This window comes from Cohnella hongkongensis (assembly GCF_042654645.1).
Lineage (GTDB): Bacteria > Bacillota > Bacilli > Paenibacillales > Paenibacillaceae > Cohnella > Cohnella hongkongensis.
Window position 1 is genome coordinate 1 of sequence record NZ_JBHSEP010000008.1, and the last position, 16078, is coordinate 16078.

The following is a 16078-nucleotide window of genomic DNA, read 5'->3' on the forward strand; positions in this document are numbered from 1 at the left end:
TTAAGCCGTTTCCTCCTCCAAAATTGCCAGTAAAATTTGGATTTTCTTTATTTTCGACAATACCCTCGCAACCTTACTCACACATGGCTTTAACGATTCATTTTTGATTCAGGTGCGTGGAGCCTGATGCCACAAATCGCCAGCCGCTAGCGCGCTCCGACTTCACCCGAGTAGACGGTTCGCCAGGAGCCGTCCGGCAGCTCGACGCGCAGTCCTCCCATATCGTCCAGTCCGCGCGGGGTTCCCGCCACCTTTCCTTGCGGCGTGTGCAGCTCCGTCGGCTTGCCCAGCGTGACCGATCGGGATTCCCACAGCGTTCGAATCGGCGCGAAGCCCTTGTCCAGATAGAGCTTGTACAACTGCTCGAACTGCTCGAGCACGTCGGCGATCAGACCGGCTCGGTCGACAGCCGTTCCCGACGCCATCTTCAAGGAAATCGCCTTCTCCAGCAGTTCCTCCGGGTAGTCCTCCGCGTCGAGATTCGCGGAGATGGCCAGGCCGGCTACGACGTAATTCAAGCGCTCGTCCTCTGCGGCGGACTCCAGCAGTATTCCGCTAATTTTTTTCCCGCCGACGAGCAGGTCGTTCGGCCACTTGATCCCGATGTCCAGCTGGGGAAGATGCAGCGAGATCGCTCTGCTCAAGGCGACGGCCGCCAGAAGAGTCAGCTGCGGAGTCAGCGGGAGCGGCACCGGGGGTCTGAGCAGCAGACTCATCCAGATGCCTTTGCCCGAAGGCGACAGCCAGCTTCTTCCCATCCGCCCTCTCCCTTGCGTCTGTTTCTCCGCGATAACGAGCGTGCCCTCGGCAGCCCCCTCCTCGGCCAGTCGGCGCAGATCGTTCTGCGTCGAGTCGGTCACGTCCAGCACAATCAGACGGCGACCGAACGTGTCCGTCCGCAGCTTCGGGAGCAGCTCCTGCATCGTCAGCTTCGCGGGCTTGGCCATCAGTCGGTAGCCGAGACGCGGAACGGCCTCGATCCGGAAGCCGTCGGCCTCCAGCTTGCGAACCTGCTTCCAGATCGCCGTTCGGCTGACGTTCAGCAGTCTGCTGATCTCTTCGCCGGAGACGTATTCCCCTTCGCTCTCTTCCAGCAAACGCAATAAATTCGCCTTGTTCATTCGCTTCCCTCCCGCTTGGACGCTCTCATCTCTTTGGCTGCGGACAAGAGAGCGAATTTCTCGTTGGGCAGACGGCCGGAAGCCGCCTCCGCCAGAAGTTGCCGAAGCGTCCGGGCGATCCACGGTCCGGGCGGCTGCTGCAAATAACCCGACAGCTCGTCGCCCTTCACGTTCAACTCCGCCACAGCGGCGATCGGCATGTCTTCCAGCCAGCTTCTTGCGGCGTCCCACGGCTCCCCGCACGCCTCCTGCACGGCAAGCGCGTCTTCGGCGACCGGCCGGCCGAAGTCCAGCACCGCTTCAATCCAGCCTTGCCGCCATTCGTCCGGACGACAGCCGCTCAGCCGTTCGAAGAAGCCGGCGACCGAGGCAATCCGCGCGGTCCGCTGCCCGCCGATCCGCAGCGTGCGAAGCAGCGCGGACGCGTCCGTCTCGCCGACGTTCATGCCGGTCAGCAGCGCGGCCCAGCGCAGGTCGGTCTCCGGCAGCGACGGGAGGCACAGCAGATGGCCGAGCGAGGCTTCGTCGGAGACCGCGGCGCCCCAAGGGTCCCATTCCCAAGGCGAGCCGTTGAGCCGATATCTCTCCGCCGCCTGGACGATCGCTTCCGGCAGCGGCTCCTTCGCGTAGGCGAGCAGTCCGCTTTTGAACAAATAGTGCATCGCCTGCTCCGGTCCGCTGCCGGCAATCATCTTGTCCCACTCCGCCCCGATGCGCTCGAGCGCGACCTGCTTCAGCCGAGAGCGCTGCTTGACGATGCCGTCCCAGACGTCCGGCAGCAGCTCGAAGCCGAGCTCCGCCGCGAACCGGATCGCCCGGAGCATGCGCAGCGCGTCTTCTCCGAAGCGCTCGGAGGCGTTTCCTACGCAGTCGACGACGCCCGCCCGAAGCGCATCCTGACCGCCGAAGGGGTCGATCAGCTCGCCGCCGGAGGAGAACGCCATCGCATTAAACGTAAAGTCGCGGCGCGCGAGATCCTCCTCCACCTCCCGCACGAACGCGACCTCATCGGGCCTTCTCCCGTCCGAATAGCCCGCTTCCCGGCGGAACGTCGTCACCTCGAACGGCCGTCCCCCCTCCATCACGGTCACCGTACCGTGCTTCAGCCCGGTCGGCAGCGTCTTGGAGAACAGCGCCATCACCGCCGCCGGCTCTGCGGACGTCGCGATGTCGATATCGTTCAGAGGCCGGCCCAGCCATCTGTCCCGAACGCACCCGCCGACCAAATACGCCTGGTGGCCGGCGTTTTCCAGCGTTCGGACGACGGCCAGCCCGTCCTCCCACAATCTGCTGTCTTCGTCTGAACTGCGCATTTCGTTTCTCTTCCTTCTTGGAAAGTGCGGATTCAAAAAGTCGGCTCTTCAGGCCTTATACTTTGCACTCGGGAACGGGAACCTCCACGGGCATTCCCAGCACCCTGTAGTAGATGGCCTCGTACTGCGCCGTGATCAGCTCGTTGCAGAATACGCGGTGCGCCCGATACAGACATCTTTCCCTGAAATCCGCGTACAATTTTTCGTCCCTAAGCAGCTTCAGGGCGTTGGCCGCCATATCGTCCGTGTCCCCGACCGGAGAGAGGAACCCGGTGCGTCCGTGCTCCACCAGCTCCGGAATGCCGCCGGCCAGCGATCCGATCGTCGGCACGCCGCAGGCCATCGCCTCCAGCGCCACGAGGCCGAAGCTTTCCTTCTCCGACGGAAGCAGCATCAGATCCGCGATGGAGATCACCTGCGCGACGTCGTCCTGCTTGCCCAAGAAATGAACGCGGTGCGACAGCCCCATCGCTTGAATTTTCGACTGAATGCGCGGCAAATCCGGTCCCTCTCCGACAAGAACGAGTCTGGCCGGAATCTCGGCCTGCACCTTGGCGAAAATGTCGACGACGTCGGACGTGCGCTTCACGGGACGGAAATTGGAAATATGCATCAGCACTTTCTCGTGCGGCTCCGCGTAATCCCGGCGCAAATCCCGGCATTCTCGCGGGTAGTAGATTCTCTTGTCGACGAAGTTGTAGGTCAAGTCGATCGGCTCGCGAATGTCCAGCAGCTCCCGGGTCTCCCGAATGAGATCGCGGCTGACCGCCGTGACGGCGTCGCTCTTGCGGATGCCAAACCGGATAATGTCCTTCAGCGACTCGTCCTGGGCCAGAACGGTAATATCCGTTCCGTGCAGCGTCGTGACGACCTTCAGCTCGTCCCCGGCCATCTGCTTCGCCAGAATGGCGCAGACGGCGTGCGGCACCGCATAATGGACGTGAAGCAGATCGAGATTTTGCAGTCGGGCGACCTGGTTCATCTTGCTTGCGAGCGACAGATCGTAAGGCGGGTAGCGGAATACGTAATAATCCGACACCTCTACCTCATGATAAAAAACGTTGCGGTGAAACTTGCCGAGACGAAACGGCATGCTGTGCGTAATAAAGTGAATTTCATGCCCTTTCTCCGCCAGAAGCTTTCCGAGCTCTGTCGCGACGACTCCGGAGCCGCCGAGAGAAGGGTAGCACGTAATTCCGATTTTGAGCGGTCGATTCATGTCGATCCTTATGCCTCCCCGTCCGAACGCCAATCGGCCGATAGCGTATGCGGCCGCATGACCGCTACCGGTCGTCATTTCTTATTGTATTCTCCTAGGCTTCGCCATTAGAAGCGCTCGAGCTCGATCGGTCCTTTGGCGATAAAGCCTTCCGCGTACCGCAGCTTGCGCGGCTGGCCCAGCAGCCGGTCCCGCGCGACGATATGGTCCAAATAAGCGCCCGTCAGCGGCGTCTCGACCCAATCGGCCTCGCTCCCCTCGGGAGCGAACTGCGATCGGTAAGCGCGCAAAGCTTCCATCTTGGTCTCCTGAACGTCGCCGATATCGATCAGCAGCTGCGGCGTATGCGCGTCGTTAATGAAATAGAAATAGAGCTGCTCGACCGTCCAAGCCGGAAGCTCGGGCGCATACTTTCTCAGCTTGGCGTTAAACACCGCTTCCTCCGCCATTCGGCTGCAGGCAATATGATCGGGATGGCGATCGATGAAATAGGGCGCGAACACGACTCGCGGCCGGTATTTCCGAATCGCCCCGACCATGGCGGCGATCTGGTCCGGCAGGGATGCGAGGCCGCGATCCGGCAAGCCCAGATTCACGCGCACGGCCAGCCCCAGAATCTCGCCGGCTTTTGCGGCTTCCCGCTGACGCGTCTCCACGCTGCCGTTGGAGGACATCTCGGCATAGGTCAGATCGACGATGCCGACGGCGAGCCCTGCCCGCGCGTGCTTGACGATCGTCCCTCCCATGCCGATTTCCGCATCGTCGGGGTGAGCGGCGAAGATCAACAAATCCAGCGAATCTGAAGGTTGAATCTTCATGGCTCGTTACTTTTCCAATCCGGGCTTGTACTTGTGCACAAGCTCGCGCCAGGCGAAGTCCCCGCGTTCGAGCGCCTTGATCAGCAGCTCGCCCGTTGCGACGTTGGTCGCCACCGGAATGCCCTGCACGTCACACAGACGCAGCAGCGCGATGATGTCCGGCTCGTGGGGCTGCGCCATCAGCGGGTCCCGGAAAAATAAAATGAGGTCCATTGTGTTCTCGGCGACGAGCGCCCCGATCTGCTGATCTCCGCCGAGGGGACCGGACATAAAACGATGAACGTTGAGCGACGTATTTTCCATAATCCGGGTTCCCGTCGTCCCGGTCGCATACAATCTGTGATGCTTAAGCACATGTTCGTAGGCGATCGCGAAATTGACCATTTCCTCTTTTTTGCGGTCATGGGCGATGAGCGCGATATCGATCATTGACTTCAGGCTCCTCTCCTGAGGGGAATCGATTTAGGTGGATCCGGGTACGGCTAATCCAGGAAATGCTCGAAGCCGTAGACCATACCGGTGACGCTCATAATCTTCTTGATCGCCGTGTTCACGCCGGGCATATAACCGGCGCGATCGTAGGAATCGTGGCGGATTTTGAGCGTCTGGCCGAACGCGCCGAAAACGACTTCCTGCTGGGCGAATACGCCCGGCAATCGGACGCTATGTATGCGGAACCCGTTATAGTAGCCGCCTCGGGCCCCCTCGATCACTTCCTCCTCGTCGGGATTGCCTTGACGCAGCTCCTGGCGGGCCTCGGAAATCCATTCGGCCGTCTTGATCGAAGTGCCTGAAGGAGCGTCCAGCTTCTGATCTCCGTGGTACTCGATAATCTCCACATGAGGAAAATATTTGGCGGCCATCGCCGAAAACTTCATCATCAGAATCGCCCCGATCGAGAAGTTCGGCGCAATCAGGCCGCCGATTCCGAGATCCCGGCACTGCTTGTCCAATTCGGCGATCTGCTCCGGGGTAAATCCCGTCGTGCCGATTACCGGACGCACTCCGTGAGCCAGAGCCGTCTCGGCGTTCGGCATCGCGGATTTCGGATTGGTGAAATCCACGAGCACGTCAGGACGGCTGGCCGCCAGCGCGTCCGCCAGCGACGGGGACACGATGACGCCGGTATCGGGCTTGCCGACGAGCGTTCCGGCGTCAACGGCGCCCGCCGATCTGTCGATCGCGGCGACCAGTGCCAGCTCGGGATCTTCGAGCACCATTCTGACGACTTCGCGGCCCATGCGGCCGCCGGCTCCCGCCACGGCCACTGTAATTTTCTGCGGCATAAGAATCACCTGTTCCTTTTCGAGTGATAATGGGAATATTGTTGTTTAAGAAGGCGACGCCGCTCGACGCGAATCTCTCCGAGCAATTTCCTCGCTTCTTCGAGACCCGGGTCCAGCTGCAGCGCATCGCGGATAGAGTCGAGCGCTTGACCGTAATGGCCTTGGGCGCGATAGGCGATTCCAAGCAGCAGCTTCGCCTGAGCGGATAACGGATCGAGCCGCACCGCCTCCTGCAGAAGGGCCACGCTTCGGGCGATGTCCGGCTCCGGCTGCGAGATGAGCAGCCTCGCCTCGACGAATCGCCCTCTGGCCTGCAGCATTCGCAGATGCAGCTGGTAAGAGGTGTCGTCCGGGCTGAGCTCCACCGCTTTATACGCGTAGTCCAGCGCCTGTGCGGATTTTCCGCTTCTCGCACAGGTGATCGAGGCGCGAAAATAATATTCGGCATTGTCCGGCTCCTGCTCGATCGCTTGCTCGAACCAGCGGACGGCCGATTCGAAATCGCCCTGAAAGATGGCGTCATAGGCCCGACGGATGCACGTATCCCCGTTCATGCCGACCATCCTCCCTTCGAATCGGGGATAGTACAGCATATGAGGGTCAGCCGTTATCCGTGTTCTTCTTCGTCCAACGGTCCGCATCCCGGGTATTGAATTTTTCCATCACCTTGCGGTGAGCTTCCGTCATATCGATGCCGAGCGCGTTGGCGAAGCAGAGGACAAGAAATAAAATGTCGCCCAGCTCCAGCTCGACGGAATTGTCGGCCTCGTCTCGCTTCTTCGGCTTTTCACCGTAGCGATGGTTCACTTCTCGTGCCAGCTCGCCGACTTCCTCGGTCATTCGGGCCATCATCGCAAGCGGCGAAAAGTAGCCTTCCTTGAATTGCGAAATATAGGCGTCCACCTCGCGCTGCATGTCGGCCAATGTTCGTTCCTGCAGCGTTAAGTCGACAATACGGGATTCTCCCATTTCCGACTTCCCTTTCTTGATGGTTTCTATCCTATGTTATCGTAAGACGAATTCGAAAACAAATGCAATTTTGGAGGAATCGCCCGATGAACCGATACGATGTGTGGCGAGCGGCGAACACCTGGGGGCTGCTGATCTCCGGAACGGCGCTCTACGCCTTCGGCCTGCAGTACTTCATTCTTCCGAACCAGCTGATGGAAGGCGGGGTTACGGGGATCGCCGTGCTGCTGAACTATGCGCTCGATCTGCCCGTGTCGATCACTTCCTTGGCGATCAACCTGCCGCTGTTCGTTCTCGGCTGGCGGCTGCTCGGCAAAGAGGCGATGGTCTATACGTTCGCCGGAACGGTGCTGCTGTCTCTGTTTTTGTGGGTGGCCGAAAGTCTGGTCGAGCGGGGTTGGCTTGTGCCGTTCCGGGCCGAGCAGGATTTCATGCTGGCCGTGCTGTACGCCGGAGTGACGCTGGGAACGGGGCTCGGGCTCGTTTTTCGGGCAGGGGGAACGACCGGCGGGGCCGATATTATCGCCAGAATCGTTCACCGCACGCGAAGCTGGAGCATGGGGAGAATCATTTTGTCGCTGGACGCCGCCATTCTCGGCATCTCCCTTCTGCTCATCCCCAAGGAGAAGGTGCTTTACACGATCGTCAGCGTGTTCATCGCCTCCAGAATCATCGACTACATTCAAGAAGGCGCCTACGCCGCCAAAGCGTTCACGATTATGTGCCGCGACCCGGAACGGCTCGCGCGCCGGGTGACGGATGTCCTCGATCGGGGCGTCACCTTGATGCCCGCGGTCGGCGCCTTCTCCGGGGAGAACAGGACGGTCGTATTCTGTGTCGTCGGACGGTTCGAAATCGGCAAATTAAAAAGCCTCGTCCGTCAGCATGACCGGAGGGCTTTTATCGTCATCAGCGATGTGCACGACGTGCTTGGCGAAGGGTTCCGGGACGAGTGATCTCATTTCCTCCTGCGCCAGCTGCCAAGCCACCTTTCGGCCGCATCCTCCCTCTCGTCCGGGCGGGCGCCTCCCGCATGACCTCCCATCGCCTCCTCGTACTTGTACCGCCTCCATCCCGCCCACGTCAAAATCGTCACGATGAAGGTCCCCATCATCGCCGACCATCCCCAGGACGGCGGCGCTGCGCCAAGCGGGGGAACGACCGTCTCCGACGCGGCTCCCCGGTCCGGGAACAGCTCTCCGAACGCTTCGCGGATCGGAGCGAGCGTGCCTTGCACGAGCTCCGGCTTCGGCGATTGCGCTTCATAAATGCGGCCGGCATAGCGAAGAACGGTGTCGATCCGTTCGATGACCCAGGGGTCGGCGCGAAGCAGCGCCGCCGTGCGAACGAGCCCGTAATGCTCCGACAGCTGCCCGAAGGCTTGATGAACGGCAGGCTCCAGTCGCCCCAGCCGTCCGGCGTCGTCTCCCAGACTCGCAGCCAGCTTGTTGATATCCTCTTGCACTACCGTATCATAGCGATGCCAGAGCGGTCGGTCCGGATGTGCGAGCTCGTCCGCGGCCAATCTTAACGAAGCCGCGCCGTTCCTCCATTTGGCTTCATCCGGCCGGACGGCGGCCAGCGTCCGCTTCAGCTCCGCCACATCGTGCGCCAGAGCTCGAATGCCCTCCGCCGTAGCGATCGCCTTCATAGGCAGGCTTCGCAATTGCTGCTCGATCTCGTTCAGCTGCTCCTGCGCGGCGGCTTGCCGGCCCCCGTTAACCGACTCGTAGAGCCGCTCCGCCGCGGCCAGAAACCGCTCGTAGGCTTGTCCGGAGACGGAGGCGTCCGTCGGCGGATCGCCCTGCGGGGCGCCCTCTGCCTTCGCCGCGCCGGGAAAGGCGGCCAGCAGCCCGAAGACGAGCGCTAGCCCTAAGCCTGTCAGCGTTAGAGCTTCTATCCTCATTCGCATCCTTAACGCTCGAAATAACAACACGGACATCCCCTCCTACCCCCATGGATATGAAGGGATGTCCCCGATTAGAACGTCTCGTCCCCGGACGCCTTCCGTCTCGCGTACGGAAACTTCGCCAGTGCAGCCGCAACCGCGCTGACCGCCGTTAATGCGAACGTGAACACGGCGACGTAAGCGACGTCGTCGTCGAGCTGCGAAGGCAAGTACGGATAGACGCCGAACGTATAATCCACCGTGTCGTTAAGGAACGTCCAGGCGGCAGCGGCCAGCAGCGCCATTCCCCCGAACGTGAAAAACCGGGCATAGAGCAGCGCCATCACCGCCATTGCCGTATGCCCGACGATGAGCATCCAATGGTCCCAGTAAAGCACGTCCCCCTGCGCCTGACCGGCGAATATGACCGCGGTCGCCCAGATTCCGTACTTAAAGGAGGTGACGACGCCGAGCGCCTCAACGACGCCGCGCGCGCCGTTCACCCAGGGACGAGGCGACCGTCTCGGCGCGATCCAGAGCCACAGCAGAGCGACGGCGAAAAACAACGAAGCCGTAGGACTGTCCGGAACGAACGGAAGCTGCCAGCGAGGATGGTCGTTCCAGGTTTCGATCAGCTGGCCTTTGTACCAATAGTACCCGTAGATCGTCCCCGGTACGTAGACGATCATCGCCAGCCATAAAGTCGCGGGATGAAGCAGCACGCTTCTGGACAACAGCCATTTCACCCAGTGCATCGGGCGCACGTCCTTTCCGGATCACCACTTATAAAAAAACCTGACCGGTTAAGGTCAGGTTTATAACCGAATGCGGATTACTCCGCTTTTTGTTGAGCAAGCCACGTTGCAACCTGATCGATCTCTTCGTCGGTGAGCTGGCCTTGGAAAGCCGGCATCGCGCCGTCGGCCGCGCCGTTAGCGATAATGTCGACCAGTTCTTCCTTGCTCAGCACGTCGCCAATGCCGCGAAGCGCTGGCGCGCCTCCGCCTTCAAGCTCCGCGCCGTGACAAGCGATACATTGCGCCTGCGTCATCACTTCGGTGAATGCCGGATCGTCCGCGGCGACCATGGCCGGAATTTTCTCCTTGCCCGGTACCCAACGTTCCTTGCCGGCGTTGACGGACTCCTCCGCCTTGATTTTGCGCTCGATATGCTCCGGAATTTGTCCGTTCGCTTCCAGCTCGTGCTGGTAGTGATCCCAGGACACCCACGTCAAGTAGGCGACTGCGACCAGCGACACAAGCATCAAGGAAGACGCGATCGGACGGCGGTAGAAGCGACGCTCCTTGCCGGTATCCAGGAAAGGCGCAAGCAGCAGGGCGACGAACGGAATTCCGGACAAGCCGAGAATGCCGAGCACGATGTAGTCGCCGGATGCGTACGGATATTTCAGCAATTGATACAGGAACAGGAAGTACCAGTCCGGCATCGGGATGAACGCGCTGTTCAACGGATCCGCGGGATATCCGAGCGGAGCCGGGTGAGCAATGACAAGCGTCAGAAACCCGACGAGCACGACAACGCCGACCATCCATTCTTTCAGCAGGAAGTTCGGGATGAAGGCCTCGGATTTGCCCGGATACGCCGAATAATCGGGCGGCGTAACGCCGGAGTAGTCCCGCTTCTTAATGCGCGAGTCGCCGACGTATACGACTTTCTCGTTTGGATCATGTTTATGTGCCATCGCTAGTCACTCCCCCTCTCTTACAGCGGCCCGGAAATGCCCTGTTTTCGAATCATAAAGAAGTGTCCGGCAAGCAATGCGAGCAGCGCGCCAGGAAGGAAGAACACGTGGATCGCGAAGAATCGGGTCAGCGTCTGAGCGCCGACGATCGTTCCACCGTTCATAAGCTCCTTGATGTACTCCCCTAAGAAAGGCACCGATCCGGCAATTTCCAGACCTACCTTCGTCGCATAATAGGCTTTGTTGTCCCACGGAAGCAGATAGCCCGTGAAACCGAGGCCCAGCATAACGAAGAAAATCAACATTCCGACAACCCAGTTCATCTCGCGAGGCGCCTTGTAAGAGCCTGTGAAGAAAACGCGCAGAGTATGTAGGAACATCATAACGATAACCAGACTTGCTCCCCAGTGATGCATCCCCCGCACGATCGCGCCGAAAGCGACTTGATGCTGCAGGTAGTCAACGCTGTAATACGCGTTAATGATGTCTGGGACGTAATACATCGTCAAGAACATCCCCGAAAGGATCTGGATGACGGTGATGAAGAACGTCAATCCGCCGAAGCAATAAACGAACGCGGAGAAGTGATGCGCCGGGTTGACGTGCTCAGGCACCTCGTGATCGGCGATGTCTCTCCACATCGGCGTAATATCGAGACGTTCGTCGATCCAGTTGTACATGTTTTTGAACATGGGACGAAACGCCCTCCTTCTAAACGCGACTATTCGGTATAATCGGCCCGAGATATACCCAGCCGTTCTCCGTTCTGACTTCGTATTCGTCGAGCGGCTTAGGCGCTACTTTCAGAGCTTGGCCGTCCTTCGAATACAGCGCTCCGTGGCACGGGCAGTGGTATTTGTTGGGCGCCGCATCCCCGCCCCAGCTCACCATGCAGCCCAAGTGCTTGCACACCGGGGATAGCGCATAAATCTTACCGTCGTCGCCTTTGGTAATCCATGCGGCCAGCTTCGGATCGCTCTCGTACCAGCCGTCCACTTGGTGAATTTTGAACTTCACTTCGGTAGGCTCGCTCGTCACTTGGCTTTCTTCGATAACCTTCACGAACCCGCCGGATTCTTTCTTTTGCAATATAGGATCTACGGCAAAGCGGATCATCGGCAAAACGGCTCCGCCAGCCATGAAGGCTCCCGCTCCGCCAAGCGTGTACGACAGAAACTGACGTCTTGACATTTCTTTCCGCTTGACTGGTTTGTGCGCGGTTTCTTGCTGCTTATTGTGGTCCATTCGTTCTACCCCCTTTGCCACACCAATCTCGCGTCCGATACGGACTCTCCATTTTGTTCACAAGGACATAACTATAATAGCCCACGCGCTATGGAGCGTCAAGAATACGGTCGGGCGTTTCTCCGGGCTAGCGGGAGCTGCGCAGCCAAAATGTTCTCATTTTGTCACATTTCCCTGACGGCTTGCGCCTGACTATTGTTTACCCTATGCTGCCAATCTATTCGTTCGGCGTACTATTCCGAGAACTCGGCGTTCGCATTCGTCCGGCTGCGCCACAGGTCGGCGACCGACTTTGTAATCGACCGGTCGTCGGGCGGCTCGCTGTCCGAGGCGGGATGCAAGTAAACGTCTGCGGCGACGCCAGGCAGCTTCAGGGGCTGTCCGCTCACCAGAACGACGTAGCGAAACCCTCCGTTCCTCCAGGACGCGATCAGCTTGTTCAGTTGAAGGACTTGCTCCGGGCCGCCCGCCCCGTAATGGTAGGCCGGCATCGTCACTGTGCGTCCCCGGAACGCTTCCTCGAGAGGCGCCAGCCACTCGCCCGTCCTCGCCACCTTCTCCGTCGCCTCCGAAGGGGATTCCTCTCCGGTCAAGCCGGATAGAGGCAGCAGGCACGTATCCAGATAAGGCTGCAGCTCCGGCCAGCTCAGCGGGTCGATCTCGCTGAATTTCATTCCGTTCGTTTCGCTCCTTTCCATCTTTCATCATCTATTCATCGTACTCGAAAACCCGGGACAAAGAAAGTCCGGCCGCGAAAACGATCGCCACTCTCTCTTGCCGTCGCGCATAGCAAAAACCCGGCCGCAAGCGGCCGGGTCGTCTCGATTTCTTCCGATTTCTTGCCGCTGGCGGCGAGGCGCCGGGCTACTCTCGGATCGTCTTCAGTTCGTCGGTCAAGCGCCGAAACGATTCTACGTCACCTTGCGCAAGCGCGTCGTCAATTTCGTTGTAGATTCTCTCCGTCCGGTAATTGCGCAGCGCTTCGTCCAGGACCATTTCTGCCGCCAATCCCAGCATTGTCTCGTAGGCGACTTTCATGTTGTCCATTCGTTGCACCTCCGGTTGTTCGGCTGCGAGCGCATCGGCTCCCATTAAAGCATATTCACCGATGTCTGCCCCGCTCAAGACGATAGCCCCCCTGCGAATCAATGTACCTTAGCCTATCCGCGTCAAGGCTTGTTTCCGTTCGCTTCGAGATGAAGCGTATCCTCGTAAGCTAGCGGATGTCCCGAGACGAGCGCTCTGCCTTGGGGCGTCGCTCTGACGACCCGCTGGCCGCGACTTGTCTCTCCCCATCGCAGCACGCCGAGATGCATCAGCATCTTCAGGATCCGCTGTTCGAAAATATCCGTCGCCGTATCGTAGTAATACGGGCGGATCAGCGGCTGCAGAACCTCGGCTAGCGAATCGACCGTCACCCATTCCGCCGACAATCTGGCGATCCACTGCACCGTCGAGGACAGATTCGGGATCGGCCCTTTATAGAGTCTCATCCAGAATCGATACATGCGGGCCGGATCGGGCCGGACGAGTCCGCTCGCGACATCCGTTCCCGCAGGGGTTAGCGTCAAGTGGCCTGCGCCGCTCTCCGAGACGAGCCCTTCGTAATAGACGAAGTCGTACAATAGAGAGAAACGGTCGGGATAGTCCCGAAAGTGCCGGCCGTATCCGAAGCGCCATCCTCCCCTCGTCGGCAGCGGTTCGACGACGGCCAGCTGATCGAGCGCTTGCGTCAGCTGCCGCTTGTACATGACGCCCTCCGCGGTCAGCGGAACGATATGGCTGCGGACGAAGCGGAGAAAGTGGACGGCGTCCTCGGCGAGAAGGCTGCGTTCGTCGCGGTAGGCCAGCGGCTCGCCGGTATAGACCAGACTTTCCTTGTACCGTCTCTCCAGCACGTCGCACAGCCGGGACTTGATGTCCTCCGGCACTTGAAACAGCGAGCGGGTCTGCTGCGAAAAGCCGCTGAACAGCCATCCGAAGCTCTTGAATCTCGAGATCGAGAGCCGCGCCAGCTCTTCCGGTCCCGGAGGCGGCTTCTGCTCGGCGGCCTTCGCTTTGCGCGACTTCGCCGGCTTCTTCCCGGCCCCGGACTCGGGCGGGGCGACGGCGGTCCCCGCCGGCGCCGACTTGTCCAGCGCCCTCGCCTTTAATTCCTCGAGGCTGTAGGCGTTTCTGTTCTCGAACACGAGAGAGTTCAAGAAACGCATATCGCTGCCCGAGATTTCCCGGATTCGGGATTCGATGACGTCCCTTCTCTGCACCGTGGCAAGAATGTTCTGAATCAGCTCGTTCTTCGAATGGCTCGTGCTGGCGCACTCGTACGTATCGGCGATTTTTTTCAATTCGGCAATGTCCGCGTAGCAGAGCATATCGGCCAAGTTCATGAAGGTTCCCCCTTCCGGGAGGATTTACTGTTCAGTATAGTCGCGGGAGCGCCGTCTTAAACGTGGCGACGGTCCAAGCGGCGGCCTGCGCCCAGAACTCAAGCAAAAACGCCTCCGGCGTCCTATAGACGCGAAATCGCGTTTTTGCCGGAGGCGATTCAGATCAGAATAGCGTATTTTATTCTTCTGAATCGCAAACAAGGCCGTCCCTGCGGACGGCCTTGTTCGTTCTCTCTACGGATGGATCGTCGGTTGCTCTTCCTCGAGCAGATGCTTCGTGCAGTTGTGCAGGAGCGGCTTCCATTCCTCCTGCTGCCGTTCGAGTACCGTTAACGACATGTTCAGCAGATGCGAGTCGTCCAGCCCCTTGCAGAGCGCTTGGAGCATTCTCGCCAGAAAGCTGCCGTGCGTAACGACCAGCCAGGACTCGCCGGCGTGTGTCTCCGTCCACTCCCGGACGAAGGCCAAGCCCCGCTCTCTGACGGAGTCGTCGGACTCCTGGCCGGGGACGCAGCTCCTCCAGTTTTCTCCCCATCTCTCCAGTCGCTCCGCGGGCGTCGTTCCTTCCGCCTCTCCGAACGACCGTTCCCTCAGCCTCGCATCCTGCATGAGCGGAATTCCGAGACGGGAGGAGAGAATCTCCGCAGTCTGGACGGCGCGCTGGAGATCGCTGCAGCAGACGCCGTGCCAGCCGATCAGTTCCCGGGACAGCCGGTCGGCCAGCAGTCTCGCCTGCCGCAGACCTTCCGGGCTGAGCGGAATGTCGGTGACGCCCTGAATGACGCCGCGCTGATTCCACTCGGTAATGCCGTGGCGAACCCAGCCGATTCGAGTCGCTCCGCTCATGAGCGCACCCGCGAAAACCAATTCAGAATAAGAAGCGTCATGATCATCCCGATGATGGAGAAGGCGATCCAGTATTCGGGCACGTTCGGAGAGACGTTCAATATGATCGGGTCGCTAAGGCTGGCGACGGGAATATCCAGTCGGATATCGTCTCCGTATGGATGACTGGCGGCGAACGCACTCGCCGACTCCCGGACGGTTGAAGGGTCCTTCACCATGCCGTTGCCGAAGGCGGCGTACAGAAACCCGCTGACGAACAGCGCCAGCAGAGCGGCCAGAACGCCCGCCACCCGCTTTCGGAAAAGAAAAGAAAAAGCGTAGGTGCGTCGGGTGGCCGGCATGTACCAGCTCTGCTCCATATAGATGCGATCCATCACTTTCTGGTTGACCTGGACGGGAGAGAACGGCACGGCGTACTGATCGTCGTCCAGCGGCAGCTCCTGAATGAGAAGAGCGCTCTCTTCCCATAGTCGAAACTCCTCCTGGCACTCCTCGCAGCTTTGCACGTGCAGATCTACGGCGAGCTTATCGGCGGAATCTTCGGGCAGGTCCCTGTAAATTCCGAACCATTCCGCGGCTTCTTCGCATTTCATCGCAGCTTCATCTCCTCGTACTCCTTCATCATGGCCGGTTCCGTAAAGTAGGATTCCAATTGGGACTTTACGCTGGCCCGGGCCCGGAATAGCAGCGATTTGACGGAACTGACCGTCTGTCCGAGAATGTTGGCGATTTCCTGGTAATCCATGCCGTCGTATTCCCTGAGAATGAGCGCCGAACGCTGCTTCTCGGGCAGGCTGTTGATCGCGTCTCTCACCATGGAAACTTTCTCGTTGCGCAGCAATCGCTGCTCGGGCGCCTCTTCCAAAGGAGCGGCTGGTATGTATGTGGAGTCGTCCAGTGACAGATGCGCCGCCTTCTGCTTGCGCAGTTCACTGAGAACGGTGTTGCGTGCAATCGTATAAAGCCATGTCGAAAAGGACGCATCCACTTCCCGGAAGGAGTGTAAGCTTCGATAGGCTTTGTAGAACGTTTCGGAGCATAGATCCTCCGCCATGATCTCAAGCTTGGCGCTCTTCAGCATATGGTAGACGAAAGAAAGGATTTTCTTCTGGTATCTGCCCATAAGCGTCGAGTATAATTCGACGTTGCCGTCCTTAATTTCCCGTATCAACTGGGAATCGGTCATCATTTCCGCGACCCTCCCCCTGTTCAGGGTGAACGTTCGCAGCCGGTTTCCTTACTTCATTGTACCGGCCAAAAACGAAAAAGTTGCGCTCGAAAGCG

The 16078-nt window shown here is 59.6% G+C and carries 20 protein-coding genes; 1 reads left to right on the forward strand and 19 read right to left on the reverse strand.

The window, feature by feature from the left end:
- Positions 1–146 precede the first annotated feature (146 nt).
- The 8 genes from ACFO3S_RS12390 to ACFO3S_RS12425 all read right to left on the reverse strand — a co-directional run bounded on the left by ACFO3S_RS12390 (position 147) and on the right by ACFO3S_RS12425 (position 6726).
- A complete protein-coding gene (locus tag ACFO3S_RS12390) occupies positions 147–1121 on the reverse strand; it encodes a biotin--[acetyl-CoA-carboxylase] ligase (RefSeq protein WP_378096098.1) in 975 nt (324 codons plus the stop codon).
- Complete coding sequence (locus ACFO3S_RS12395; protein WP_378096101.1) at positions 1118–2434, reverse strand: CCA tRNA nucleotidyltransferase; 1317 nt, start codon at positions 2432–2434, stop codon at positions 1118–1120. Before ACFO3S_RS12395 ends, ACFO3S_RS12390 begins: the two co-directional genes overlap by 4 nt.
- Before the next feature lie 55 nt (positions 2435–2489).
- A complete protein-coding gene (bshA, locus tag ACFO3S_RS12400; protein ID WP_378096723.1) occupies positions 2490–3653 on the reverse strand; it encodes an N-acetyl-alpha-D-glucosaminyl L-malate synthase BshA in 1164 nt (387 codons plus the stop codon).
- Between the two features lie 107 nt (positions 3654–3760).
- Entirely contained in the window at positions 3761–4471 is a 711-nt protein-coding gene (gene bshB1, locus ACFO3S_RS12405; protein WP_378096104.1) for a bacillithiol biosynthesis deacetylase BshB1, read from the reverse strand.
- A 6-nt stretch (positions 4472–4477) separates the two neighbouring features.
- Complete coding sequence (locus ACFO3S_RS12410) at positions 4478–4900, reverse strand: methylglyoxal synthase (RefSeq protein ID WP_378096107.1); 423 nt, start codon at positions 4898–4900, stop codon at positions 4478–4480.
- 53 nt (positions 4901–4953) lie between these two features.
- Positions 4954–5757, reverse strand: a complete 804-nt coding sequence (dapB, locus tag ACFO3S_RS12415; protein ID WP_378096110.1) for a 4-hydroxy-tetrahydrodipicolinate reductase — start codon at positions 5755–5757, stop codon at positions 4954–4956.
- 5 nt (positions 5758–5762) lie between these two features.
- Positions 5763–6311 (reverse strand): tetratricopeptide repeat protein, encoded by a 549-nt coding sequence (locus tag ACFO3S_RS12420; protein WP_378096113.1) that lies wholly within the window; start codon positions 6309–6311, stop codon positions 5763–5765.
- Between the two features lie 46 nt (positions 6312–6357).
- Complete coding sequence (locus tag ACFO3S_RS12425; protein WP_378096117.1) at positions 6358–6726, reverse strand: nucleotide pyrophosphohydrolase; 369 nt, start codon at positions 6724–6726, stop codon at positions 6358–6360.
- Positions 6727–6812: 86 nt separating this feature from the next.
- Here ACFO3S_RS12425 and ACFO3S_RS12430 point away from each other — a divergent pair, with 86 nt between their 5' ends.
- The gene (locus ACFO3S_RS12430; protein ID WP_378096120.1) at positions 6813–7682 is read left to right on the forward strand and encodes a YitT family protein; all 870 of its coding nucleotides are present in this window, start codon (positions 6813–6815) and stop codon (positions 7680–7682) included.
- Positions 7683–7684: 2 nt separating this feature from the next.
- Here ACFO3S_RS12430 and ACFO3S_RS12435 read toward each other — a convergent pair whose 3' ends face one another.
- The 11 genes from ACFO3S_RS12435 to ACFO3S_RS12485 form a co-directional block, all read right to left on the reverse strand.
- On the reverse strand, positions 7685–8662 hold the full coding sequence (locus ACFO3S_RS12435) for a sporulation protein YpjB (protein ID WP_378096123.1): 978 nt from the start codon (positions 8660–8662) through the stop codon (positions 7685–7687).
- 44 nt (positions 8663–8706) lie between these two features.
- Entirely contained in the window at positions 8707–9369 is a 663-nt protein-coding gene (locus ACFO3S_RS12440; RefSeq protein ID WP_378096126.1) for a DUF1405 domain-containing protein, read from the reverse strand.
- Between the two features lie 77 nt (positions 9370–9446).
- On the reverse strand, positions 9447–10316 hold the full coding sequence (locus ACFO3S_RS12445) for a c-type cytochrome (RefSeq protein WP_378096129.1): 870 nt from the start codon (positions 10314–10316) through the stop codon (positions 9447–9449).
- A 20-nt stretch (positions 10317–10336) separates the two neighbouring features.
- Entirely contained in the window at positions 10337–11008 is a 672-nt protein-coding gene (gene qcrB, locus ACFO3S_RS12450; RefSeq protein WP_094042727.1) for a menaquinol-cytochrome c reductase cytochrome b subunit, read from the reverse strand.
- A 19-nt stretch (positions 11009–11027) separates the two neighbouring features.
- Positions 11028–11561, reverse strand: a complete 534-nt coding sequence (locus ACFO3S_RS12455) for a ubiquinol-cytochrome c reductase iron-sulfur subunit (protein ID WP_378096133.1) — start codon at positions 11559–11561, stop codon at positions 11028–11030.
- 233 nt (positions 11562–11794) lie between these two features.
- The gene (locus ACFO3S_RS12460; protein WP_378096136.1) at positions 11795–12235 is read right to left on the reverse strand and encodes a DUF2487 family protein; all 441 of its coding nucleotides are present in this window, start codon (positions 12233–12235) and stop codon (positions 11795–11797) included.
- Between the two features lie 190 nt (positions 12236–12425).
- Positions 12426–12608 (reverse strand): IDEAL domain-containing protein, encoded by a 183-nt coding sequence (locus ACFO3S_RS12465; RefSeq protein WP_378096726.1) that lies wholly within the window; start codon positions 12606–12608, stop codon positions 12426–12428.
- Positions 12609–12730: 122 nt separating this feature from the next.
- Positions 12731–13948 (reverse strand): hypothetical protein, encoded by a 1218-nt coding sequence (locus ACFO3S_RS12470; protein WP_378096139.1) that lies wholly within the window; start codon positions 13946–13948, stop codon positions 12731–12733.
- A 234-nt stretch (positions 13949–14182) separates the two neighbouring features.
- A complete protein-coding gene (locus ACFO3S_RS12475) occupies positions 14183–14794 on the reverse strand; it encodes a histidine phosphatase family protein (RefSeq protein ID WP_378096142.1) in 612 nt (203 codons plus the stop codon).
- Positions 14791–15387, reverse strand: coding sequence for an anti-sigma factor (locus ACFO3S_RS12480; protein ID WP_378096145.1), 597 nt, complete (start codon positions 15385–15387; stop codon positions 14791–14793). Before ACFO3S_RS12480 ends, ACFO3S_RS12475 begins: the two co-directional genes overlap by 4 nt.
- Entirely contained in the window at positions 15384–15980 is a 597-nt protein-coding gene (locus tag ACFO3S_RS12485; RefSeq protein ID WP_378096729.1) for an RNA polymerase sigma factor, read from the reverse strand. Before ACFO3S_RS12485 ends, ACFO3S_RS12480 begins: the two co-directional genes overlap by 4 nt.
- Positions 15981–16078 lie beyond the last annotated feature (98 nt).

What these genes read in the sequence shown, in the direction of transcription:
- ACFO3S_RS12390 (WP_378096098.1), bottom strand. Translation starts at nt 1,121, where the DNA reads ATGAACAAGGCGAATTTATTGCGTTTGCTGGAAGAGAGCGAAGGGGAA.
- ACFO3S_RS12395 (WP_378096101.1), bottom strand. Translation starts at nt 2,434, where the DNA reads ATGCGCAGTTCAGACGAAGACAGCAGATTGTGGGAGGACGGGCTGGCC.
- bshA (WP_378096723.1), bottom strand. Translation starts at nt 3,653, where the DNA reads ATGAATCGACCGCTCAAAATCGGAATTACGTGCTACCCTTCTCTCGGC.
- bshB1 (WP_378096104.1), bottom strand. Translation starts at nt 4,471, where the DNA reads ATGAAGATTCAACCTTCAGATTCGCTGGATTTGTTGATCTTCGCCGCT.
- ACFO3S_RS12410 (WP_378096107.1), bottom strand. Translation starts at nt 4,900, where the DNA reads ATGATCGATATCGCGCTCATCGCCCATGACCGCAAAAAAGAGGAAATG.
- dapB (WP_378096110.1), bottom strand. Translation starts at nt 5,757, where the DNA reads ATGCCGCAGAAAATTACAGTGGCCGTGGCGGGAGCCGGCGGCCGCATG.
- ACFO3S_RS12420 (WP_378096113.1), bottom strand. Translation starts at nt 6,311, where the DNA reads ATGAACGGGGATACGTGCATCCGTCGGGCCTATGACGCCATCTTTCAG.
- ACFO3S_RS12425 (WP_378096117.1), bottom strand. Translation starts at nt 6,726, where the DNA reads ATGGGAGAATCCCGTATTGTCGACTTAACGCTGCAGGAACGAACATTG.
- ACFO3S_RS12430 (WP_378096120.1), top strand. Translation starts at nt 6,813, where the DNA reads ATGAACCGATACGATGTGTGGCGAGCGGCGAACACCTGGGGGCTGCTG.
- ACFO3S_RS12440 (WP_378096126.1), bottom strand. Translation starts at nt 9,369, where the DNA reads ATGCACTGGGTGAAATGGCTGTTGTCCAGAAGCGTGCTGCTTCATCCC.
- ACFO3S_RS12445 (WP_378096129.1), bottom strand. Translation starts at nt 10,316, where the DNA reads ATGGCACATAAACATGATCCAAACGAGAAAGTCGTATACGTCGGCGAC.
- qcrB (WP_094042727.1), bottom strand. Translation starts at nt 11,008, where the DNA reads ATGTTCAAAAACATGTACAACTGGATCGACGAACGTCTCGATATTACG.
- ACFO3S_RS12455 (WP_378096133.1), bottom strand. Translation starts at nt 11,561, where the DNA reads ATGGACCACAATAAGCAGCAAGAAACCGCGCACAAACCAGTCAAGCGG.
- ACFO3S_RS12460 (WP_378096136.1), bottom strand. Translation starts at nt 12,235, where the DNA reads ATGAAATTCAGCGAGATCGACCCGCTGAGCTGGCCGGAGCTGCAGCCT.
- ACFO3S_RS12465 (WP_378096726.1), bottom strand. Translation starts at nt 12,608, where the DNA reads ATGGACAACATGAAAGTCGCCTACGAGACAATGCTGGGATTGGCGGCA.
- ACFO3S_RS12470 (WP_378096139.1), bottom strand. Translation starts at nt 13,948, where the DNA reads ATGAACTTGGCCGATATGCTCTGCTACGCGGACATTGCCGAATTGAAA.
- ACFO3S_RS12475 (WP_378096142.1), bottom strand. Translation starts at nt 14,794, where the DNA reads ATGAGCGGAGCGACTCGAATCGGCTGGGTTCGCCACGGCATTACCGAG.
- ACFO3S_RS12480 (WP_378096145.1), bottom strand. Translation starts at nt 15,387, where the DNA reads ATGAAATGCGAAGAAGCCGCGGAATGGTTCGGAATTTACAGGGACCTG.
- ACFO3S_RS12485 (WP_378096729.1), bottom strand. Translation starts at nt 15,980, where the DNA reads ATGACCGATTCCCAGTTGATACGGGAAATTAAGGACGGCAACGTCGAA.